Origin of the sequence: Pseudidiomarina aestuarii (assembly GCF_048263735.1) — a bacterium.
Taxonomy (GTDB): domain Bacteria; phylum Pseudomonadota; class Gammaproteobacteria; order Enterobacterales; family Alteromonadaceae; genus Pseudidiomarina; species Pseudidiomarina aestuarii_B.
Genome location: NZ_JBLXDX010000002.1, coordinates 109,666 through 129,855 on the forward strand (window position 1 = coordinate 109,666; position 20,190 = coordinate 129,855).

The window sequence follows — 20,190 nt, forward strand, 5'->3', positions numbered from 1 at the left end:
TTCCTTATTCTTGTTCTACAGAAGCTGTATCAAACGATTCAAGCGACAGCACACCGCGCTGCCCAACCAAGGTCAACGAACCATCTTGATTGATCGTTAAATCCGTCAAAATAGCGCCGCTACTATGCGTTCGTTGTTGAACTTCGCCTTGTTCATCGACATAACCAACAACACCAGCGTTACCGACTAAGTAAACGCCGCCATTGGCGCCGTCAACGATGGAATTAATGTTAACTGTATCTTCCAGACGGATCTGAGTGTAGGTTTCACCCTGATCATCACTCATGAAAATATTACCGCGTAACCCAGCAACCCAGAGCCGGTCCGATCGATCGATATGCAATCCAAAAAATGAACCGTAATAAGGTGAATCGAGAACTTCCCAAGAATCACCACGGTCTGCACTGCGGAATATTTGTCCAGCTTCACCAGCGAGGAATAGATACTCAGAGCCGTTCGCTAAACCATTGAAGTGGTAACCATCAGGATTCTCGACGTTGGCATCCAATAAATTCCAGCTTGCTCCGCCATCATCACTCCGCAGCAAGGTTCCGTAAGCTCCAGCAACTAATACTGTATTTGCGTCCAATGCTAAGACATCGAGGAATGGCTTTGTGGGACCTTCGTCAGCGGCAAAATCAGCGTTTTCTGCTTGAAATAGCGCATTCTCCAACGCCCACTCGAGCTCTTCTATTTCAGTGTCATCGTCACTCGCATCTATAGCAGATTCTAATTCTTCTACTAAACTGCCCCAATAATTTTGCTGTAATTCAATAAATTGAAAGCCGTCGAGTTGGCGTTGCCAAGTCAAGCCGCCGTCGCTGGTCGCAACAATGACCCCATGATGACCGACGGCCCAACCGCGCTGGGCATCGGCAAAACTCACCCCCGTGAACAGAACACTTGTCGGCACATCGGCTTGTTGCCAGTCGCTCGTATTCTGGTCTCGAGTGAGTATCAAACCGTAGTCACCTACTGCAACCAGCCGCTCACCGGCTACCGCAATTTCTGTTAGTACAGCACGCTCAGCCTTTGGCGCAACCAGAGCTGGCGCGGTAATGACTTCATAGTCAGTAACCATTTGCGCTGCGACTGGCACCGTTATAAGCGTCAGTGCACAACTTATGCCTAACCCTACGATTGTTCTTCTCATGGAACCCTCTTACAAATTTTGTGTCTTAGTTTTGTCATTGTAACAGTTGCAAATTTTCGATAAGCGATACATGCTATGGATATTTCATGACAGGTCAAACCAGCTGCTACCATACCTTGAGAAAGGTAGAAACGCTAGTATCAGCTGGGGATTTTAATCGGTCTGCTTTTCATGTAGTTTAAGCGTATAAATCGATAAGAGTACAAAGTACAACAAGGAAAAACCCATGAATAAAATGATGCTTAAAGCCGGTGTGTTTGCGCTTTCTGTGATCTCAGTCAGTGTAATGGCGAAAGTCACTCCTGAGGAAGCCGCACGTCTTGGCCAAGATTTAACCCCAATGGGGGCTGAAATGGCTGGTAATGCCGATGGTTCCATTCCGGCGTGGACAGGCGGTTATAGCGTCGACGCCAATGGTGACATCCCAGCGCGCCCAGCAGACCCATTTGCTGACGATGAAATTCTGTTCACCATCACGCGCGCTAATCTCGATGAGCACCGTGACATGCTGTCTCCTGGACAGGTTGCTATGTTCAACAAGTATCCTGAATACAAAATGAACATCTACCCGACTCGTCGGACCGCTGCTTATCCACAAGAAGTTTACGACGTTGTCAAAAAGAATGCCGTGAATGCCGAAATGGTCGCTGGTGGTAATGGTCTTGATAACTTTGACCGCCATGTGCCGTTCCCGATTCCACAAAATGGTCTGGAAGTGATTTGGAACCATGTAACCCGCTACCGTGGTGGTGCCGTTACTCGTTTGGTAAACCAATTCCCAGTTCTCGAGAACGGTGATTTCGTTCCAGTTTTACTGCGTGAGTCGCTGGTATTCCCTGAATATATGCAAAGCGGCCGTGAAGCAGCGGACGACAACGTCCTATTCTACTTCTTACAAGAAGTCCTTGCGCCAAGTCGTTTGACCGGTACTGTGCTGTTAGTACATGAAACGATCAACCAGGTTCGCGAAGGTCGTCGCGCATGGTTGTATAACGCAGGTCAGCGTCGCGTCCGTCGTGCACCAAACGTTGCATATGATGGTCCAGGTACTGCTTCAGATGGTCTGCGTACTTCTGATGGCTTAGACATGTACAACGGTGCTCCAGATAAATACAACTGGGAACTCGTTGGTAAGCGTGAAATGTACATTGGTTACAACAACTATAAGTTGATGGATACCAACCTAAGCTATGACGATATCATCAACGCAGGTCACTTAAACCAAGACCTAGTTCGTTATGAAAAACATCGCGTGTGGGAAGTAAAAGCCACATTGAAAGACGGTGAGCGTCATATCTATTCAACGCGTCACATGTTTATTGACGAAGATACTTGGACGGCCTCAGTGATTGATCATTACGACGGTCGTGGCGAATTATGGCGTGTTGCTGAAGCCTACAACTCACAGTTCTATCACCACGACACCCCGTGGATGGCCGCTGAAGCACTGTATGACCTGAACTCAGGCCGTTACATTGTACTTGGCTTGGCGAACGAAGAGTCTTCATACATGGACTTCGATATCGAGCCACAACGTAGTGATTTCAGTACTTCTGCGCTGCGCCGCATGGGTATTCGTTAATCATCTCAAGAACTGAAAAAGCCCCTTTACGGGGCTTTTTTTGTTACTGGCTATTGGTTACTGGTTACTGGTTACTGGTTACTGGTTACTGGTTACTGGTTACTGGCGACTAGATAAGAACTACTCACGATTCTTTTCGAGCCGAGCCAGAAGGCTCGATGTATCCCAGCGATTTCCACCCATTTGCTGAACCTCTGCATAAAATTGATCCACTAAAGCGGTCAACGGCAAGGTTAACCCTTGACGATCACCTTCAGCTAAAGCAATTTTTAAATCTTTGCGCATCCAATCCACAGCAAATCCATGATCGTAGTGTTGGTCCCACATCGTTTTATAACGGTTTTGCATTTGCCATGAACCGGCAGCACCCTGACTAATTGCTTTGATCAACGTATCTGCGTCTAAGCCAACTTTGCGTGCAAACGACAACCCCTCGGCTAATCCTTGAACCACACCGGCTATACAAATCTGATTTACCATCTTCGCTAACTGGCCATGCCCCGCTGGGCCCATATACTCGCGGGTTTTAGCATAGCTGGATAACAAAGTATCGACGTCGGCTAAAGCGCTTTGATCACCGCCAATCATGGCGGTTAACTTGCCATTCTCGGCACCTTGCTGGCCGCCTGATACCGGCGCATCTAAAAAGCGCCCGCCAGCGTCAATAACAGCCTGATTTAACTCACGGGCAAGTTCTGCTGATGCTGTGGTATGGTCAATCACAATAGCACCTGGTTTCAGTTCAGCGAGCAAACCATCAGAACCATAAAACACACTGCGGACGTCATCATCATTACCAACACAGACGCAAATAACATCATTCCCAGCCGCGGCTGCTCGTGGTGTCGATGCTGCTTCGCCGCCGTATTCTTGCACCCAGCGTTGTGCCTTGCTATCCGTACGATTGTAAACCGTCGTTTTCCAGCCCTCTCGCTGTAAATGTCCGGCCATGGGATAGCCCATTACTCCTAACCCGATAAATGCAACCTGCGCTTTCATCATGACTCCTTCTGCTGGTTGTGATTAATCTTTAGATTGTTGAATTGGCACATAGATAGTTAACCCTTTTGGAATGACTTGGATCTGTTGCGGACCAGTATCGAAACTATCACCATCTAATTCAATAATGTTTTCACTATCACCGATCATGAACTGAGTACCAACACTCAAATTGACCAGCTCCGTTTGTTCGATACGACCCCGTAATACTTGAATCAACGCTTTCAATTGACGCCACCTTGATGCTCGGGGTACCGCTGCCCACTGTAAGAGTCCCTCAGAGCGATTCGCGCTCGGATAAACAGGTATTCCACCACCAATAAAGCGACTGACCGCAACAATTTGCGCGTCATGCCAAGCGTTCGTATCAAGATCGTGTACAGTCGACCTGTGTTCATAGGGTCCACATAAATAGCGCAATATCGCGAGTACATAGCTGCCACCACGTAAAAACCGTTTCATCCATGGTCGTTGTAAACGAATCAGATCCACGGTAAGCCCCGCTCCCGCATGATTAACAAAAATATGTTCACCGCATTGACCAATCGCTACCTGGCGGGCTTCGTAAGTATCCTGCAGGCGCCATCGCGTTCCACAGATACCATTATCACGAGCAAAATCGTTGCCAGTGCCTAAAGGTACTACCGAAATCGGTACGTCACTGTGTGCGAATACTTGCGCAGCTATGTTGACGCTGCCATCGCCACCCATCACGACCAATTCATTAATGTGTCCGCGTAATTCAGTTAGTTGCTGAATATCGCCACAACGACTCGGTGTGCTTGCAATAAGCGATACTTCGCATCCCAAACGAAGGAAGTGTTGTTCATACATCGCGACCAAACGCAAAATTCGCGGCCGAAGCTGATGGTAGTAGATCGCAATATGTAGTGATGACTTCACATCGTTACTCGTCAAAACGAATGAGCCAATGCAAATAGCGACCCAAATCACGAAATGGGGGTTCTTGGTTGAACCTGAATTCAATTTCTAGCAGCTGCTCAAACTGCTCTGCATCCTTTGGATTACGCAGATAATCATGAATAACCCGAACACCCGTTTTGCAGGTAACTTGACCGTTTTCATCCTGAATCCACTGTTCCACCCGATTAGGATCCAACGGTTGCTGTGGACTGAGCCGAACCGTCTTTTTGACCTTTAGGTTGCTTTGGACATAGTCAAAATTGCCATAAATGGCGTTGGCAAAATACTTCGCGTTACGATTGTAGAACATCAACGATAGTTGACCGTTGGGAGCCATCAGGCCCTTAATGACATGTAGCGCTTGCTCAGGATCCGCCATCCATTCCAACACGGCATGGCACAGAACTAAATCATAGCGTTCAGACGGAAGGCGCTGAGGTAAGTCTTGCAACGCTGCCACTTCATAACGATGTGCTAATAGACCCTGTTGTTGATGCAGTGTTCTCGCTTCGACGACCATTTCTGCTGCAATATCTGTATGGGTGACTTGGTGGCCTGCTGCGATGAACCAAGCTGATAACTGCCCTAGCCCGCCGCCAATATCTAATATTCGTAAAGGTGACGCTTCGTGAAACGATGCCAAGTCACGTTTCAAAACTGCGAGCCTTAACCGTCCCTTGGTCGTGGCATAAATATTCCTCTGAAATTTGCCCGTCATCGTGGCAAAACTTTGGTCACGTTCACTCATGCAGGGTTATCGATATCAATAAAGTGATGCGTTACTTCAAACCGTTCCGCTAAGTGTTCACCCAGCGCTTTAATGCCGTAGCGTTCGGTTGCATGATGCCCTGCGGCGAAAAATGCTAGCCCTTGCTCACGCGCGCTGTGCACCGTCTGTTCAGAGACTTCACCTGTCAGATACGCATCAACACCAATATCTGCAGCACTATCGATAAAACCTTGCCCACCGCCGGTGCACCAAGCAATGGTTCGAATGGGGTCGTTGCGATCGATTTGGCAGGTCAATGTTCGTCCAAGCACACTTTCAATATGTTGAGCAAAAGTCACGCTACTGTGGTTACCCGGTATGTCACCCATCATCATGACACCCTGCGGATTTGCACTCGCGACAATACGCGGCTCTAAAATCCCCAGTTTTTCTGCTAACTGAATGTTATTTCCCACCCGCGGATGAATATCTAACGGCAAATGATAGGCAAATAAATTGAGGTCATGCTGAAGCAATAATTGTAACCGGCGTTTCTTCATTCCCACTATTTCGCTACGCTCATTTTTCCAAAAATATCCGTGGTGAACCAATATCGCGTCAGCATTTCTGCTGATTGCTGCTTCAATTAACGCTTGGTTTGCTGTGACTCCAGTCACAATGGTTTGAATAGCACTTCGTCCCTCGACTTGCAGACCATTGGGACAATAATCTTGAACCGAGTCGACCTGAAAGAAATCAGCTAAATAGCTGTTTAGTTGTTGGCGCTCTAGCATGGGTATTGCTCCTTCTAAGCTCGTATTTATTTCACTTCAACGAGGTCGTTGGACAAGCTCCGTAAAAAACGGTATAAAAATGAAGCGAACTGTTCATTTATAAAATTTCATCTTTAAAAAGGTAATCCATAGGATATATTGCATGAGCAAACTTGATAAAGACAAAGTTCTTGCTGATTTTACTGAAGCTTATCAGCAAGCCCACGGTAAACAACCGAAAATTGAAGCAAGTGGTGGTTGGTATAGCGTGGACGGTGGCAAAAACATGCGCCTAGCACAATTGGCTGAGCAAGTGGATGAGCTAAAAGGCGGTGCGAAAAAAGCGACTAAAGCAGCGGCTAAGAAGCCTGCTAAAGATGCCGCAAAACCTGCTGCCAAAGCTGCTCCTGCGAAGAAAGCTGCAGCTGCGAAGGCTCCGGCTAAAAAAGCTGCTCCAGCTAAAAAGGCCGCAGCGAAAAAATCTGCTTCCGGCAAATCGGGTGGTTTGACGGCAAAAGAATTGTGGAAGAAGAAACTCGAAGAAGACGCCACATTGTCGCGTCTACCTCGTGGCTATGACAGCTAGGTCATCCACGAACTTCTAACAAAACAAAGCCCCATTTATTTGGGGCTTTTTTCTACACGCAGTACAACTGAAGTGATTAACGTTTACCAATATAGAGAGTCAATTCACCCACCGGTAAACCATATTTGTACATTTTAGTGCGGTTAATCATATTGTCCGCGTCAACGAGATACATCCAATCATCAAGCGTAACTGAAAACGGTTCACCGTCCATTTCAATCACCAAAACATATTCCCAAGTCAACACGTTACCAACCGTCTTCCCTTTAGCAACACCTTCTACATCACTGGCGCGACCTTCATATTCATTCGGCCCAGTCTTCGTGAGATACCAAATACGTTCTTGCTCCCGCCCATCAGTATAATAGAACTGCTCGTCAAGCACGCCTTCGTTACCTTCCCAAGTGCCAACCATCTCCACTCGGAACCGTTGAATGACTTCACCACTGTAATCTTGAACAACACCATAAGCCACTAATTCACCGTTAAAGAACTCTTCTAATTTGAGTTCTGGGGTTTCGCCACGATAATCTTCAATACTCGAAGAACAGGCTGCTAATACCAAAATAAATGCCGCAATAATGCTAAATTTCTTTGTCATGATCCTGCTCCTATTAATTCATTCCGCTCGTCTTTAAAGCGAGAATTTTCATCGAGCCAAATAGCTAAAAAGTCATCTGTAAACGTAGCCGACTGTATTGTTCCTAATTGCCCATCTGCCGAATGAAATTGAGCGAATCCATCGGCGTCCTCAATCATCATCAAACAAGTACCTTTTTTCACGTCAGGCCACATTTGATTCAGTTCTTGAAGCCAAGTCTGATGGTTCTCGGTAATCTCGATTCCCAATCGTTCCCACTCTTCCTGAGTACTCTCAACGAGTTCTGACGCTTTAATTTCACGCAAGTAAGTTAAGCGAAGAGCGCGCTGGTCATAACTGTCGTAATTGCCGCTATCGGTGCGCAATTGCGCATCGTAAACATCCCAAAACAATACCGACAGCCGAGTTTCGCCAACCACTTCTAAATTTTCAAACTGGTCATTCACGCAGGCGGCTTGAGCAGAAAACGTTACCGAGCTCAAACCGATAACACTTGCAGCAATAAACCAACTAAGCCGTTTTTGTCTCTTCATGGGACTCTCCTTGACGCTTCATGAGATAAGCGAAGATCAGCATATAGATACACCATAAGACCCCATAAAGGGCCCAAAGTTGCCACTCAGGACCATGCAAAGTGGCGGCGTCTAAACGAATACCTATGGCATAGGTCAGTGGTCCCGAGGCGATTCCAAAGAAGCCAGCCAACCAATAGCGACCCGCTAACCAATCCAGTGTATTCATCAGCATGGCCACAAAGCCGAACCAAAGGAGCACTAGCCACCACGGGAACGGCCCCTCGGTAAAGCTGATAATGCCCGACAGGATAACTGTGCCTTCAAGTCCTAAGCCAAGTACGAGTAGCAACGCATACAAATAAAATGAGCGCTTACCTATTAACGCCCCACCTTTCCAAGCTAAACCAATTTGAGCAACGACCAGCAAAGCTGTAACAAGTAACCAGTCACCCCGCCCAATTACCGCTGCAAACCAAACTGCATCAAACAGAAACAGTCCGGCTAGCCGGCGCATATTCTGCCAGGAGAAAGTCTTCTTCAATTGAGCTTTGCTAGCAATCGACATATTTAGCGACACATGGGCTTGGTGGCCACCAGTTGCACGGCAGACACCGCACGTTCACGAAATCCACCTTCACAATAGGCTAAATAGTAGTTCCACAACCGACCAAAGCGGTCATCATAACCAGCAGACTTCAGTTCCGGATGCTTGGTATTAAACTGTACGCGCCAGTCTTTCAGTGTTCGCGCATAGTCAAAACCAATATCATCAATATGACGCATGACCATGTCGGTGTGTTTGGTGAACATCTCCGACATCATCGTAATGGATGGTAAAAAGCCGCCCGGGAAGATGTATTTCTGAATAAAATCGACCGAATTTGCGTATGACTTCATTCGCTGGTCAGCAATGGTAATTGCCTGCAAAGCCATCTTACCCTCTGGCTTCAGCAACCGGCTACAGGTTTTGAAGAACGTTGGCATGTAGGAGCGCCCCACGGCTTCGATCATCTCAACGGATACCAACTTGTCGTACGTACCCGTCAGATCACGATAATCTTGCTTCAGCAGGGTGACTTGCTCAGTCAAACCTTCTTGTACTAACAAATCGCGAACGTAGTCATGCTGTTCGGTCGAAATTGTCGTCGTGGTCACACGACAACCGTAATTCTTGGCTGCAAAAACAGCCAAACCACCCCAACCCGTGCCGATTTCAATGAGATGATCATCCGCAGTAAGTTCGAGCGAGTCACACAACCGTTTAAGCTTATGTTCTTGAGCCTCTGCCAGTGTCGACTGAGCACTTGGATACACGGCACTGGAATACTGCAACCGTGGGTCGAGAAATGCCTGATACAAATCATTGCCCAGGTCATAATGCGCTGAGATGTTCTCTTTGGCTTGTTGCTTACTATTACTGCGGCGCCAATGCTGGAACTTCTGAAATGGCAGCAATAACCAACTGAATTTGGCTTCAAGCTCATCCAGTGCACGTAGGTTACGCGCAAACACCTGAATCACAGCAGTTAAGTCGGGGGTTTCCCAGGCTTGGTCAATAAATAGTTCGGCCGCGCCAATACTGCCCTTCAGCAACATCCGACGGTAGAACGAGAAATGAAGTACGTTGACCTCGGCAACGAGCGGACTCGCTGTATCGCCAAAATCACCCAATAGTGTGCCATGCTCTTTGATTACGAATCGGCCCTGCCGAATACGACTCAGTAAATTTAAGACGAGTTTTCGAGCCATCCGGTCGAAGCTTGATTCTTGTTGTTGCTCTGCAAGCACAGTTTCACCCTTGTACATAACGCTTCCTGTGTATTAACTCGCTGGGTGGTCGTAAATTGGTGTGCGTTTGAGCCACAGCTTTAACGCTTGCCAATAAATCGCCGCCACAGTCGTTACTGTGTTGATTGGATATCTAAGAAATACGGAACGAATTGCTCTTGGGTTCAATTCGACTCGTTGAAATGCCAAACTGGCACGAAAATGTTTCTTTTCGCGCACTGCATCTAATTGAATCAGGGAACGCGCTTCAGCTTGATTCAACGGTGGCTTAATACGCCATTGATAGGTCATTTCTAACGGATTAAACGGCGACACATGAAATGCCTTTGGATGCTCAACACGCGTGGTTTCAGTAGCTGCATCAGCCATATCAATCGCATAATAATGACGTTCATTCCACGGAGTATTACTGACCTCGGCAAGCATATAACTGTAATGGCCTGCTTCATCCTCAACGAAATAGCAGTTGATAGGACTGAAATAGAGTCCCCAAGTTCTTAAGTTGCCGAGAAAAAACACTCGCCCAGTCACTGTATTTCCAGTCAGTTCAGTCAGCTTTTGGCGAACGCATGTCGCCAAGTCTCCCACCGAGCCACGTAAATAATCGGCCCGACGAAACCACAATGGCGCGAACCCTTGTGTTGACAACAAACGACTACATTGATGCAAGGTGTCTAACTCATCTAAAGCGAGCCACCATTGCGTGGTCGAGTAGTGAAATTGGTGTTCCGTCGGCCGGTATCGACGGTGAAAGACCTGACCTTTCTGTAAGGCGCTGCTTAACATCAGGTTTTGGTTCCAGACTTCGGTTCCAAACCTGCACTGGTGTCTAAATCAGTGCGCCAATCCGATCCCAACATACGAGCCACGTCCACGGCACTACGAACGCCATCTTCATGGAAGCCGTTGTACCAATAAGCACCCGTAAAATAGGTCTGGCGATGCCCATTGATTTCCTGACGACGTTGGCGAGCAGCCATCGAAGCAACGCTATAAACCGGGTGCGAATAGGCGTAACGACCGATAATTTTGTCCGGTTGAATAGCGGCGGTATTGTTCAACGTTACACAAAACGTGTGTGGTGACTCGATCCCCTGCAGGATGTTCATATTATAAGTGACCGAGCTTGGCCGTGTCCGCGCCTGCTCACCATGGTGCAGTAGATAGTTCCAGCTTGCCCAAGCTCGCTGAGCTCGCGGTAATAAGCGGGTATCGGTGTGCAATACAACATCGTTCATCTGATACGGAATGTTAGTGAGAACATCACGTTCAGCCGCATCCGGATCTGCCAGCAAATCTAAAGCTTCATCACTATGACAAGCAAAAATGACCGCATCAAAAGTTTCTGGTTGACGATCAACAAATTCGATCAAAACCGAGTCTTGCTCTTGATCGCGGCGTTGAACGCGTGAAATCTTGCTGTTTAAACGAATCTGGTCTGCGAATCCAGTGGTTAACTTTGGAATATACGCACTGGAACCACCCACTATCGTTGCCCACTGTGGTCGATCTGAGATATTCAATAACCCATGATTGTTGAAGAAGCGCAAAAAGAACCCAAACGGAAACTGCTCTGCTTCTTGCAAACTGGCGGACCAAATAGCCGCAACCATAGGCAGCAAATAATAATCTGAAACATCTTGAGATAAATTCTGCTCAGCAATGAATTCACCCAACGTGACCGTATCTAGAGCATCGCCGCCCTTTTCATACGCTAGTTTTGCAGCTTTGTTAAACCGGACGATACCCGACAACAGGCGATAAAAAGACGGTTTGAACAAGTTACTGCGTTGAGCAAACAACGTATTCAGATTATGTCCGTTGTATTCGAGACCACTCAGTGGGTCGCGAACACTAAAGCTCATTTCGGTGTCACGCCACTCTACTCCGATTTCCCGCATCAAGGCTCGAAAATACGGATACGTTCTATCATTGAAGACAATAAACCCCGTATCGACGGCGTAAGGCTGACCAGCTTTTTCTAAATCGATGGTGTGGGTATGTCCACCAATGTAATCATTCTTCTCAAAAACAGTTACATCATGCTTGCGGTGTAGTAACCACGCGCTCGTTAATCCGGCTATTCCCGAACCAATAATTGCTATCTTCATTGCGCTCTTTCCGCCTTAGGCAATCCGTTTTGATACTGCAACTTGCCAGCTTTGTGGCAATCTGGAAAGTATTTTAAGAAACCAACCGAACACTCTCGGGAAGGTTATGTCTGTTCGATTCGCTTCGATTCCCTGCCGAATCGCCTTGGATGCAAATTCTACGCTCACACGCATCGGCATTTCGAAGTCATTAGCGTCGGTCATGGGTGTTTCAACAAAACCAGGGGACACAGTTTGCACCCGAATTCCCTTGTCTGCTAGGTCGACTTGCAGACTCCGTGCTATGTATTGCATCGCGGCTTTGGAACTGCCGTAGGCTTCTGCTCTGGTAAATGGGAGTAAGCGTGCCGTGCTGCCGACAAAGACTAACTTGGCACCCCGCCGAAGATTCGGTAACAATGCCTCGACACAGCGCAAAGTACCGAAGATATTCACCTCGTAGACACGCTCGAACATAGCCGTCGAGAACGTATCGATGTCGACATATTCACATACACCTGCCGATAAAATGACAACGTCCAAGTCTAAGTATGTCTTCAACACGTTTTGTGTGGCTTCGACATCGGTCACATCCAACTGTTGGCCGGCTATGTTCTCTGGGTATTGAGCAACCAGTGCGGCTAAGGACTCTTGATTGCGTCCACAGGCTACCACGTGGTGCCCAGCGGCCGCATAATCTAAAGCAACCTGCTTACCGATACCTGAGGTTGCTCCAGTGATTAGAATATTCATAGTGTCCCCTAGTCCTTCAGCACTAATCGTTGTTTCACTTTGTCGATGACAAAGCCGAGTATCGCAATATGTTCATAGAGCATGGCACCGAGGTCATAATAATCTTGTTGCTTGCGAATCTTGTCGTCCCGTATGTGCAATTCACTCACTCCAGGTACAACAATCTCTCGTCCTTTCGCTAGCTTCGGGTGGATGAGGCGCATTTGCCACGTCAAGAACTGTACCTCGTTGTCACCGCGCTGCTCATCAAAGGCGAAATGACATTGAGAAACACCGCCCATGGTATGCTTGAAATACGCTTTCAGATCGTCAAGGCCATTGGTTTGATGAATGGGATCAATGAAGGTGACGTCCTCTGTGTAGATGTCACCTAACTTATCTAAACTACTTTCCGCGAATTCATCATAGAATTGTCGTAGCTTTTCGATGATAGGTGCGGCGTCTTTATTATTTGAACTCATAATCGCCTCCTTTATGTTGCATCAACATGTTGCATCAACGGTTACGTACTGAATCAGAGTGCTTTGAATGCACTCAAAAATGCTTCTCGAGCTTCACTATGGTCGACCATAGGTTTAGGGTAATCTTCATTGCCACTTGCTTGTAACCATAGCAGGGGTGCATGAATCTGCTTGGTTGGACACTTTGCTAGCTCTGGTATCCACTTACGAATGTAAGATCCATCAGGATCAACTTTTTCGCTCTGACGGGTGGGATTAAACACGCGAAAATACGGTACCGCGTCGGTTCCTGTTGAGGCACTCCACTGCCACCCACCGTTGTTGGCTGGAAAGCTGCCATCAATTAAGTTTTGCATGAAGTATTTCTCACCTTTGCGCCAATCAATACGCAGGTCTTTCACCAAAAAGTTAGCGACAATCATACGTACCCGATTATGCATCCAGCCTTCACGTTTCAGTTGGCGCATGCCAGCATCCACAATGGGAAACCCAGTTTGTCCGTCACACCAGCGCTGAAAATCATCGTCCGCGTCACGCCACGGAAAGGCATCGGTGTGTTGCTGAAACGCTTTGCCATAACTCAACCGAGGAATATGACACATCAAGTGCTGATAGAACTCACGCCATGCCAGTTCGGTAAGCCAAGTATCAGCACCCTGCTCTAGACCGTACGGGAACTCTGGACTTAATTTTTGAAGCGCACGCGCCGCTGTGACAGGTCCCAGACAACCTAACTCCCAATAGGGTGATAGCCGAGAGGTCGTATCAAGTGCTGGGAAATCACGCTCCGCATCATAATCTTGGACATGTTCCTCGACATATCGTTGCAATGCACGTCGGCAATTTTCTTCACCCACAACCCATGCAGAAGAATCTCGGCGTGGCGCAGGACAGGTCGGCATGGGTTCTAGAGGCAATGGCTGCGCGATACGATTCCAACTTTTCAGAGGCGCGATGCCTGTGAGCGCCAAATGCTCGCGCCAAGCGCGATTGAATGGTGTGAATTTTTGATAGACATTCCCTTGCTGCGTCTTCACAACCGGTGGCACGAGCAATAAGCCGTGATGTAATTGCAGACTGCACTGATTATCGGCGAGCCATTTGCTCACCGCTCTATCCCGTCGTTGCTCATGCACTGGGTATTCGGCGTTGGCATGCAATTGACTCAGCTGATGGCGTTGACAAAACTGATGGACCACCTTGGGCGCAGCACGCCAGTCATCAGCTATTTCAATATCGAGAAGAATGCCGAACTCAGCGAGTTCCTGACGAAATTGCTCAAGGTGACGCCACAATAAATCGATTTTGATAGGCGCCCAATCATGCAATTCCCACTGTTTCGGACATGCAATATACAATGCATGCACAACAGCTTCAGAATCGTTTGCTCGTGAACTTTCAAGTGCAGCCGTAACAGCCGGATTATCCAACCGCCGTAAGTCGCCTCGAAACCAAATACCTGTTTTCATCAGAGCGCATACCTTAATTTTAAGTCGTTGGGATAAGGGTCAATATATCGCTGTCTCGCCAAATAATCGTTTGGATATTCGCGTAAATAATGACGGATGAGCGTCAGTGGAGCCAACAAGGGTTGTTCACCGTGCCGGTATGCCAGGATCAAGTCGCTTAATTCTTGTTTCTGATCGGCTGATAACTGCGATTTGAAATAGCCTTGGATGTGTTGCAACACATTGGTGTGATTGGCGCGCGATGCGGGCTTACTTAAAGCAGTCATAACCTGCTCAATATAAGCATTTGCGATGTCATCTGTGATTATTTGGCAGTCGGCAACAAAACGTCCCAGAGTACGATATAACGCTTGATCATGAGCCAACAACAGGAGCTTTAAATCGGTGTGAAAGTTGACCAAAGCTGCTTTATCCAATTTCGCTATAACGTGTTGCCAAGCCGCATAGACAAATACGCGTAACACAAAATTTTCACGCAAATGGGCGTCATTTAGTCTGCCGTCTTCCTCAATTGGCAGCGCCGGATGTAATTCGCGCAATCGGCGGACAAAAATCCCCTCACCCTCTTTGCGTGAATACCCTGTCTCAGGGTTATACAATTTGACTCGTTCCATACCACAACTCGGTGACTTAGCGCACAACACATAACCACTGAGTTGACGTAAATGGGGTTGTGCTCGGTCAGCAAACTCTCGCAGTGCGGTGGTCACATCAGCACCGGTTTTGGGAATGACGGCGCGCACCTCTTCACCATGTTGCTCCAATCGAATGGTGGGTCGAGGAACGGGTAGACCTATACCAACCTCAGGACAGAGCTTGATAAATTCGACATGTCGACTCAATTCGTCGGCGCAAAACGCTGACTTTTTGTGACCGCCGTCGTAACGAACTAAATCACCGAGCAAACACGCACTGATCCCAACTTTGATTGCAGCCATATCATTCCTTGCTAACTGACCGTGACTTTCAACTTCAACAAATTTATACAGGTGGTTGTACCGCACCTTTTAATCGCTTTTAGCTTACGCAAAAATACCCGAAAAGTTCAGCTTTTCATTGAACCAAAGCCATTAAATTCGCGTAAGCTGGACAGTAAGTAACCAATTCGTTTAAACAGCTGCTGTATGAGTAGCTGCAACGCAGTACGAGTAGAGGCGTCAACTATGAGTCACGAACCCATGCAGGTTCCACTGTTTCCACTATCTGCGCACGTGCTGCCAGGCGGGCGCTTGCGCCTGCGAATTTTTGAAAGTCGATATCTGCGGATGGTAAAGGAAGCTTGCTCAACCCAGCCCACCGGCTACATCGGCATGTGTATGTTTAACGACGCCGGTAGCGTAGAACAAAATACGCACATTCATCCAATAGGCACATTGGCTCGGGTGATTGACTTCGAGACGCTCCCCGACGGACTGCTAGGTATTACCGTTGAAGGCGAGCAATGCTTCAAGCTAAACGAAGTAACAACGGCGGCAGATGGATTACGCATTGGAACCGTGGAAGCTCAAGACGCTTGGCCGACAATGCCCTTAAATAATGACGACGCACTGCTGGCAGAACAACTCGAGAAAGTGTACGAGAGTTATCCAGAACTCGAGGGCAGTAAGTGTCCCCAACAAATGCAACAGGCGGATTGGATTTGCATGCGCTGGCTAGAATTACTACCCATTTGCGCGAGTACTAAACAAGAACTTTTACAACAGAATGATTGTACGGCAGCATTGAGTTTTTTACGCCAATTGGTTCAAGAAAGTGACCAATAAACTTTTTTTTAAGCTATAGTGATCAAAGTTAGACAAGAAGGCGTAATAGACTTTACTTGAGGAAAATATCAGCAGGTATAGACTATGCAGTCAGTGATTGAATCACCCACAAAACGGAAACCTATGTCCTCTGCGCAGCCAGATAGTGCTGAATACGCTGCTGAGCTTCTTTCTCGCATTGCAGCATCCAGAAGTCGTCAAGCTTTTGCTGAATTGTTTAAGCATTTTGCTCCAAAGCTTCAAGCCTATGCTACCCGTCAGTTTGGCAACGAACAGACGGCCATGGACCTTGTGCAAGAAACAATGACGAACGTCTGGCACAAGGCACATTTATTTAAGCCGGATCGTGGCTCTGCTGCGACCTGGATTTTTACGATCGCAAGAAACATTCGTTTTGATTTCTTACGGAAAAATAAACATCGGCAATATGATTTAAGCGCCGACGATTTGTGGCCGGTATTAGCTGAGACCAATGAATCGCTAGATGACGACTATGCATTAGATGATGACCTGCTCTTGCAGCAGCTCGCTGTATATTGCGAAAGTCTCCCAATCGCCCAAAAAGAGGTGGTTGAACTCATTTATATCGAGGGCAAGTCGCAGCAAGAAGTCGCTGACGCACTCGACATCCCGTTGGGTACAGTGAAGTCTCGTACTCGGCTTGCGCTTCAAAAACTGAAAGAGTTGATTAAGACTGATGATTAAATCACATCCTCACGAACAATTATTGGTGCAGTATGCGACAGGTGAATTGAACCCTGCCATGCTTGTGATGATTGGTACGCACGTTGATATGTGTCCACAGTGTCAGCAGCACGTTGCTGACATTGAAGAACAGGTCGCGTTGAAGGTGCTCGGTGAACGGGTATCTGACGCTGCGTTACCGAATACCGTGGTTGACTCGATGCTCGAGTCGATTATGAACTCTCCTGCTCCCATCCAAGTTCGAGCAGAGGCAGCACGCGATTATATTTCGCTAGAAGGCAAGCGTTTTGCGCTGCCAGCGACGCTAGCACGCAACGAGCATCGCATCGGTCAGTGGCACCACATGGTGAGCAAGTTGTGGCGTGCGCCAGTAGATATTGGCAACGGCGAGATGTTGAATCTGATTTATATGGCGGATGGTGCACAAGTGCCAGAGCACACGCACAAAGGCCGTGAAGCAACGTTAGTGATTAACGGTGTGTTCAATGATGAATTCAACGAATATCGTGACGGTGACTTTATCTTGCTAGATGAGCACCATAAGCATACGCCGCAAACGCAAGGTGAAGATTGCTTAACGTTGGCAACACTCGATGCCCCAATGCACTTTACAACGGGTATCAGTCGTCTGTTGAATCCATTCAGCAGTCTGTTTTTCCGTTAGACGGTTTACATATAAAACAAATGCCGACTCCGCAGCAATGTTGAGTCGGCATTTTTGTTTCCGTATGTTTCGAGACCTGTGCTTTTGCTTTTCACACCCCACGCAAATCGCTATAGTCGAAAGGTATTTACTAACCATCCAGAGATAATAACTATGATGAAACGAACGCTTATAGCACTGGCGATTGTCAGTGCCACTGCTAGTGCCAATGAAGGCATGTGGATGCCTCAGCAATTGCCTGAAATTGCCGCCGAATTAAAAGCTACAGGACTTGAACTTGATCCGAGTGATTTAACCAAACTCACTGAATTTCCGATGGGTGCGATTGTCAGTCTCGGTGGCTGCTCTGCGTCATTTGTATCACCGCAAGGTTTGGTAGCGACCAATCACCACTGTGTTTATAACAGTATTGCGCACAACTCAACGCCCGAGAATGATCTCCTTTCGAATGGCTTTCTTGCCGACACCATTGGTGAAGAGCTACCCGCTGCTCCTGGCAGTCGTATTTATGTCACGAAAGAAGTAACCCAAGTCACTGAGCAAATTATCGATAACGACACTGCTCAGTTGAATGGTAAAGCACGCTTAGATGCCATTGAAGCGAATCAAAAGCGATTAGTCGCCGAGTGTGAAGCTGATGCGGGACACCGTTGTCGCGTTGCGGGTTATTACGGCAGCCTGGAATATTTCCTAATCAAGCAATTAGAAATTAAAGACGTGCGTTTAGTTCACGCTCCAGCTGAAGGCGTTGGTAAATTTGGCGGTGACACGGATAACTGGATGTGGCCGCGCCATACAGGCGATTACAGCTTTCTGCGCGCTTATGTAAGCCCAGAAGGTGAATCGGCCGAATATCACGAAGACAACGTACCTTATGCACCTGACTTTCACTTGGAGCTCGCTTCAAGTCCGTTAAACGAAGGTGACTTTGTTATGGCGCTCGGATATCCAGGCAGCACCAATCGCCATCGCTTGCCGTCTGAAGTGGAATCAACCTTTGAATGGAGTTACCCGAAAACGGTTGAGAATTTCACTACGCAGTTAGCCATTATTGACTCCGTAACCGCAACCAATAAAGATGCGGAACTGAAATACGCGAGCCGTGTTGCAGGTTTGAACAATTACCTGAAAAACCGTCAGGGTATGCTCGACAGTTATGGTGAAGGCGAAATGCTTGAGCGCAAGCGCGCAGAACACGCCGAGTTGACTGATTGGGTCATGAGCTCGGAATCCAATCGCGAAGCTTACGCTGATGATCTCGAAGCCATCGAATCGTTGCTGGCGGAGTCACAAGCACAGAGTCGCGAAGACTATTATTTGAACAACGCTAGTCCGCGTCTTCTCGGTGTGGCCCGAGCGTTATACCGTCTTGCCGAAGAGCAGCAAAAACCAGATAGTGACCGAGATCTTGGCTACCAAGAACGTGATCTACCACGTTTTGAGGCCTTCTTGCGTGGTATGGAGCGCAACTTCGACGTTGAAGTCGAAAAAGCACTCGATTTTCATAATCTCAGTGCTTACGCTAACCTTCCAGAAGCAGAGCGGAATGCTGATTTTGACCAGCAAATGGGTATCAGCAACAACATGAGTGACGCGGATATTCGTAATCTCATCGACAGCTGGTATGCCAATACCACACTGCTCGATCTTGAAGCTCGGTTAGAACTCCTGAAGCAATCGCCCGCACAAATGGCGGATACCGACGATGCATTTGTCCGCGCTGCCGTAGGACTCTACGCATTCGATCGGGAACGCGAAGCGGAACGTGAAGAACGTGGTGGTAAAATTCAGCAAGCCTATGCCAGCTACATGCGCGCCAAAATCGCCTATATGAATAGCCAGGGCGAAGCCGTTTATCCGGATGCAAACAGCACATTACGCGTTACCTTTGGAACCGTCGAAGGCCGTGGTCATGGTACCTATGATGGTACGGCTTGGACTGCGTTTACGACGTTGCGTGGCATCACCGAGAAAGCTACGGGCGAAGGCGAGTTCAACGCCCCGGCCAATCAATTAGCTGCTATCGATGCGAAAGATTATGGCGATTACTATGTCGAGTCGCTTGATTCAGTACCTGTGAACTTCTTGGCAACACTAGACATTACTGGCGGGAATTCAGGTTCTGCAGTACTCAATGGTAAAGGAGAGTTTGTTGGGTTGGCTTTTGACGGCACGCTCGACTCGATTATTTCAGATTGGGATTTCAATCTAGATAATACCCGCTCCATCCAAGTCGATTGGCGCTTCATGCTGTGGCAAATGAAGCACGTTGATAAAGCGGATAACTTACTCGAGGAACTTGGCGTCGAGTAACCTCGACGCCTTACTTCTTATCACGCGTTGAAAACGAGAGAGGATTATTCAGGTTTAGCGCTGCTGACGCGTTGTTTCAACTTTTGGCCTGGCCGAAAGGTTACAACACGACGTGCTGAAATGGGTATGTCTTCTCCAGTTTTTGGGTTACGGCCAGGACGTTCGTTCTTGGTCCGTAGCTCAAAATTTCCAAAACCAGACAGTTTCACCGGTTCACCATTTTCTAACGAATGCCGAATGGCTTCAAAAAAATGCTCGACCAATTCTTTTGCATCACGTTTGTTGATACCGTACTTGTCGAACAAACGCTCGGCCATTTCTGCCTTTGTTAGCGCCATAATG

The 20,190-nt window shown here is 47.6% G+C and carries 22 protein-coding genes; 6 read left to right on the forward strand and 16 right to left on the reverse strand.

What is annotated here, in order from left to right; genetic code table 11:
- Positions 1-4: 4 nt before the first annotated feature.
- Positions 5-1,153: a YCF48-related protein gene (locus ACN0S4_RS05190; RefSeq protein ID WP_417656654.1), complete on the reverse strand. Its 1,149-nt coding sequence runs from the start codon at positions 1,151-1,153 to the stop codon at positions 5-7.
- Positions 1,154-1,379: 226 nt separating this feature from the next.
- On the opposite strand from ACN0S4_RS05190, the gene ACN0S4_RS05195 reads away from it, so the two are divergent.
- Positions 1,380-2,735: a DUF1329 domain-containing protein gene (locus tag ACN0S4_RS05195; protein ID WP_417656655.1), complete on the forward strand. Its 1,356-nt coding sequence runs from the start codon at positions 1,380-1,382 to the stop codon at positions 2,733-2,735.
- A 120-nt stretch (positions 2,736-2,855) separates the two neighbouring features.
- Here the strand turns inward: ACN0S4_RS05195 and ACN0S4_RS05200 are convergent, their stop codons facing one another.
- From ACN0S4_RS05200 to ACN0S4_RS05215, 4 genes are read right to left on the reverse strand one after another with little or no spacing between them, the layout of a single operon-like run.
- Positions 2,856-3,734 (reverse strand): NAD(P)-dependent oxidoreductase, encoded by an 879-nt coding sequence (locus tag ACN0S4_RS05200; RefSeq protein WP_417656996.1) that lies wholly within the window; start codon positions 3,732-3,734, stop codon positions 2,856-2,858.
- A gap of 24 nt (positions 3,735-3,758) precedes the next feature.
- Positions 3,759-4,637, reverse strand: a complete 879-nt coding sequence (locus ACN0S4_RS05205) for a diacylglycerol/lipid kinase family protein (RefSeq protein WP_417656656.1) — start codon at positions 4,635-4,637, stop codon at positions 3,759-3,761.
- Between the two features lie 4 nt (positions 4,638-4,641).
- Positions 4,642-5,406, reverse strand: coding sequence for a methyltransferase domain-containing protein (locus tag ACN0S4_RS05210; protein WP_417656657.1), 765 nt, complete (start codon positions 5,404-5,406; stop codon positions 4,642-4,644).
- Positions 5,403-6,161, reverse strand: a complete 759-nt coding sequence (locus tag ACN0S4_RS05215) for a Nif3-like dinuclear metal center hexameric protein (protein WP_417656658.1) — start codon at positions 6,159-6,161, stop codon at positions 5,403-5,405. Before ACN0S4_RS05215 ends, ACN0S4_RS05210 begins: the two co-directional genes overlap by 4 nt.
- Before the next feature lie 142 nt (positions 6,162-6,303).
- Here ACN0S4_RS05215 and ACN0S4_RS05220 point away from each other — a divergent pair, with 142 nt between their 5' ends.
- Entirely contained in the window at positions 6,304-6,726 is a 423-nt protein-coding gene (locus ACN0S4_RS05220; RefSeq protein WP_417656659.1) for a hypothetical protein, read from the forward strand.
- A 76-nt stretch (positions 6,727-6,802) separates the two neighbouring features.
- Here ACN0S4_RS05220 and ACN0S4_RS05225 read toward each other — a convergent pair whose 3' ends face one another.
- Genes ACN0S4_RS05225 through ACN0S4_RS05270 form a run of 10 tightly spaced genes read right to left on the reverse strand, consistent with a single transcriptional unit; the run spans position 6,803 to position 15,341 of the window.
- Entirely contained in the window at positions 6,803-7,327 is a 525-nt protein-coding gene (locus ACN0S4_RS05225; RefSeq protein WP_417656660.1) for a DUF3833 domain-containing protein, read from the reverse strand.
- Complete coding sequence (locus ACN0S4_RS05230) at positions 7,324-7,860, reverse strand: chalcone isomerase family protein (protein ID WP_417656661.1); 537 nt, start codon at positions 7,858-7,860, stop codon at positions 7,324-7,326. The genes ACN0S4_RS05225 and ACN0S4_RS05230 overlap by 4 nt, the downstream gene beginning before the upstream one ends.
- Positions 7,838-8,407 (reverse strand): DUF2878 domain-containing protein, encoded by a 570-nt coding sequence (locus tag ACN0S4_RS05235; protein ID WP_417656662.1) that lies wholly within the window; start codon positions 8,405-8,407, stop codon positions 7,838-7,840. The genes ACN0S4_RS05230 and ACN0S4_RS05235 overlap by 23 nt, the downstream gene beginning before the upstream one ends.
- A 2-nt stretch (positions 8,408-8,409) precedes the next feature.
- Positions 8,410-9,648, reverse strand: a complete 1,239-nt coding sequence (locus ACN0S4_RS05240) for a class I SAM-dependent methyltransferase (RefSeq protein WP_417656663.1) — start codon at positions 9,646-9,648, stop codon at positions 8,410-8,412.
- Between the two features lie 15 nt (positions 9,649-9,663).
- Positions 9,664-10,416, reverse strand: coding sequence for a DUF1365 domain-containing protein (locus ACN0S4_RS05245; protein WP_417656664.1), 753 nt, complete (start codon positions 10,414-10,416; stop codon positions 9,664-9,666).
- The gene (locus tag ACN0S4_RS05250) at positions 10,416-11,741 is read right to left on the reverse strand and encodes an NAD(P)/FAD-dependent oxidoreductase (protein ID WP_417656665.1); all 1,326 of its coding nucleotides are present in this window, start codon (positions 11,739-11,741) and stop codon (positions 10,416-10,418) included. The genes ACN0S4_RS05245 and ACN0S4_RS05250 overlap by 1 nt, the downstream gene beginning before the upstream one ends.
- Positions 11,742-11,756: 15 nt before the next feature.
- On the reverse strand, positions 11,757-12,473 hold the full coding sequence (locus ACN0S4_RS05255) for an SDR family NAD(P)-dependent oxidoreductase (RefSeq protein WP_417656666.1): 717 nt from the start codon (positions 12,471-12,473) through the stop codon (positions 11,757-11,759).
- A gap of 8 nt (positions 12,474-12,481) precedes the next feature.
- Positions 12,482-12,934, reverse strand: coding sequence for a nuclear transport factor 2 family protein (locus ACN0S4_RS05260; protein WP_417656667.1), 453 nt, complete (start codon positions 12,932-12,934; stop codon positions 12,482-12,484).
- A 53-nt stretch (positions 12,935-12,987) separates the two neighbouring features.
- The gene (locus ACN0S4_RS05265) at positions 12,988-14,403 is read right to left on the reverse strand and encodes a cryptochrome/photolyase family protein (protein ID WP_417656668.1); all 1,416 of its coding nucleotides are present in this window, start codon (positions 14,401-14,403) and stop codon (positions 12,988-12,990) included.
- The gene (locus ACN0S4_RS05270; RefSeq protein ID WP_417656669.1) at positions 14,403-15,341 is read right to left on the reverse strand and encodes a YbgA family protein; all 939 of its coding nucleotides are present in this window, start codon (positions 15,339-15,341) and stop codon (positions 14,403-14,405) included. Before ACN0S4_RS05270 ends, ACN0S4_RS05265 begins: the two co-directional genes overlap by 1 nt.
- Before the next feature lie 225 nt (positions 15,342-15,566).
- Between ACN0S4_RS05270 and ACN0S4_RS05275 the strand changes: the two genes are divergently transcribed.
- From ACN0S4_RS05275 to ACN0S4_RS05290, 4 genes are all read left to right on the forward strand, one after another.
- Positions 15,567-16,166, forward strand: coding sequence for an LON peptidase substrate-binding domain-containing protein (locus tag ACN0S4_RS05275; RefSeq protein WP_417656670.1), 600 nt, complete (start codon positions 15,567-15,569; stop codon positions 16,164-16,166).
- A gap of 84 nt (positions 16,167-16,250) precedes the next feature.
- On the forward strand, positions 16,251-16,871 hold the full coding sequence (locus tag ACN0S4_RS05280) for a sigma-70 family RNA polymerase sigma factor (protein ID WP_417656671.1): 621 nt from the start codon (positions 16,251-16,253) through the stop codon (positions 16,869-16,871).
- Positions 16,864-17,535 carry a ChrR family anti-sigma-E factor gene (locus ACN0S4_RS05285; protein ID WP_417656672.1) on the forward strand — a complete coding sequence of 224 codons (672 nt, stop codon included), beginning with the start codon at positions 16,864-16,866 and terminating at the stop codon, positions 17,533-17,535. Before ACN0S4_RS05280 ends, ACN0S4_RS05285 begins: the two co-directional genes overlap by 8 nt.
- Positions 17,536-17,688: 153 nt before the next feature.
- Complete coding sequence (locus ACN0S4_RS05290; protein WP_417656673.1) at positions 17,689-19,848, forward strand: S46 family peptidase; 2,160 nt, start codon at positions 17,689-17,691, stop codon at positions 19,846-19,848.
- Between the two features lie 44 nt (positions 19,849-19,892).
- Here the strand turns inward: ACN0S4_RS05290 and ACN0S4_RS05295 are convergent, their stop codons facing one another.
- Positions 19,893-20,186: an integration host factor subunit alpha gene (locus ACN0S4_RS05295; protein ID WP_417656674.1), complete on the reverse strand. Its 294-nt coding sequence runs from the start codon at positions 20,184-20,186 to the stop codon at positions 19,893-19,895.
- Positions 20,187-20,190: the final 4 nt, after the last annotated feature.

Excerpts from the sequence above, each read along its gene's own strand:
- ACN0S4_RS05190 (WP_417656654.1), bottom strand. The coding sequence starts at position 1,153 with ATGAGAAGAACAATCGTAGGGTTAGGCATAAGTTGTGCACTGACGCTT.
- ACN0S4_RS05195 (WP_417656655.1), top strand. The coding sequence starts at position 1,380 with ATGAATAAAATGATGCTTAAAGCCGGTGTGTTTGCGCTTTCTGTGATC.
- ACN0S4_RS05200 (WP_417656996.1), bottom strand. The coding sequence starts at position 3,734 with ATGAAAGCGCAGGTTGCATTTATCGGGTTAGGAGTAATGGGCTATCCC.
- ACN0S4_RS05210 (WP_417656657.1), bottom strand. The coding sequence starts at position 5,406 with ATGAGTGAACGTGACCAAAGTTTTGCCACGATGACGGGCAAATTTCAG.
- ACN0S4_RS05215 (WP_417656658.1), bottom strand. The coding sequence starts at position 6,161 with ATGCTAGAGCGCCAACAACTAAACAGCTATTTAGCTGATTTCTTTCAG.
- ACN0S4_RS05220 (WP_417656659.1), top strand. The coding sequence starts at position 6,304 with ATGAGCAAACTTGATAAAGACAAAGTTCTTGCTGATTTTACTGAAGCT.
- ACN0S4_RS05225 (WP_417656660.1), bottom strand. The coding sequence starts at position 7,327 with ATGACAAAGAAATTTAGCATTATTGCGGCATTTATTTTGGTATTAGCA.
- ACN0S4_RS05230 (WP_417656661.1), bottom strand. The coding sequence starts at position 7,860 with ATGAAGAGACAAAAACGGCTTAGTTGGTTTATTGCTGCAAGTGTTATC.
- ACN0S4_RS05235 (WP_417656662.1), bottom strand. The coding sequence starts at position 8,407 with ATGTCGATTGCTAGCAAAGCTCAATTGAAGAAGACTTTCTCCTGGCAG.
- ACN0S4_RS05240 (WP_417656663.1), bottom strand. The coding sequence starts at position 9,648 with ATGTACAAGGGTGAAACTGTGCTTGCAGAGCAACAACAAGAATCAAGC.
- ACN0S4_RS05245 (WP_417656664.1), bottom strand. The coding sequence starts at position 10,416 with ATGTTAAGCAGCGCCTTACAGAAAGGTCAGGTCTTTCACCGTCGATAC.
- ACN0S4_RS05250 (WP_417656665.1), bottom strand. The coding sequence starts at position 11,741 with ATGAAGATAGCAATTATTGGTTCGGGAATAGCCGGATTAACGAGCGCG.
- ACN0S4_RS05255 (WP_417656666.1), bottom strand. The coding sequence starts at position 12,473 with ATGAATATTCTAATCACTGGAGCAACCTCAGGTATCGGTAAGCAGGTT.
- ACN0S4_RS05260 (WP_417656667.1), bottom strand. The coding sequence starts at position 12,934 with ATGAGTTCAAATAATAAAGACGCCGCACCTATCATCGAAAAGCTACGA.
- ACN0S4_RS05265 (WP_417656668.1), bottom strand. The coding sequence starts at position 14,403 with ATGAAAACAGGTATTTGGTTTCGAGGCGACTTACGGCGGTTGGATAAT.
- ACN0S4_RS05270 (WP_417656669.1), bottom strand. The coding sequence starts at position 15,341 with ATGGCTGCAATCAAAGTTGGGATCAGTGCGTGTTTGCTCGGTGATTTA.
- ACN0S4_RS05275 (WP_417656670.1), top strand. The coding sequence starts at position 15,567 with ATGAGTCACGAACCCATGCAGGTTCCACTGTTTCCACTATCTGCGCAC.
- ACN0S4_RS05280 (WP_417656671.1), top strand. The coding sequence starts at position 16,251 with ATGCAGTCAGTGATTGAATCACCCACAAAACGGAAACCTATGTCCTCT.
- ACN0S4_RS05285 (WP_417656672.1), top strand. The coding sequence starts at position 16,864 with ATGATTAAATCACATCCTCACGAACAATTATTGGTGCAGTATGCGACA.
- ACN0S4_RS05290 (WP_417656673.1), top strand. The coding sequence starts at position 17,689 with ATGATGAAACGAACGCTTATAGCACTGGCGATTGTCAGTGCCACTGCT.
- ACN0S4_RS05295 (WP_417656674.1), bottom strand. The coding sequence starts at position 20,186 with ATGGCGCTAACAAAGGCAGAAATGGCCGAGCGTTTGTTCGACAAGTAC.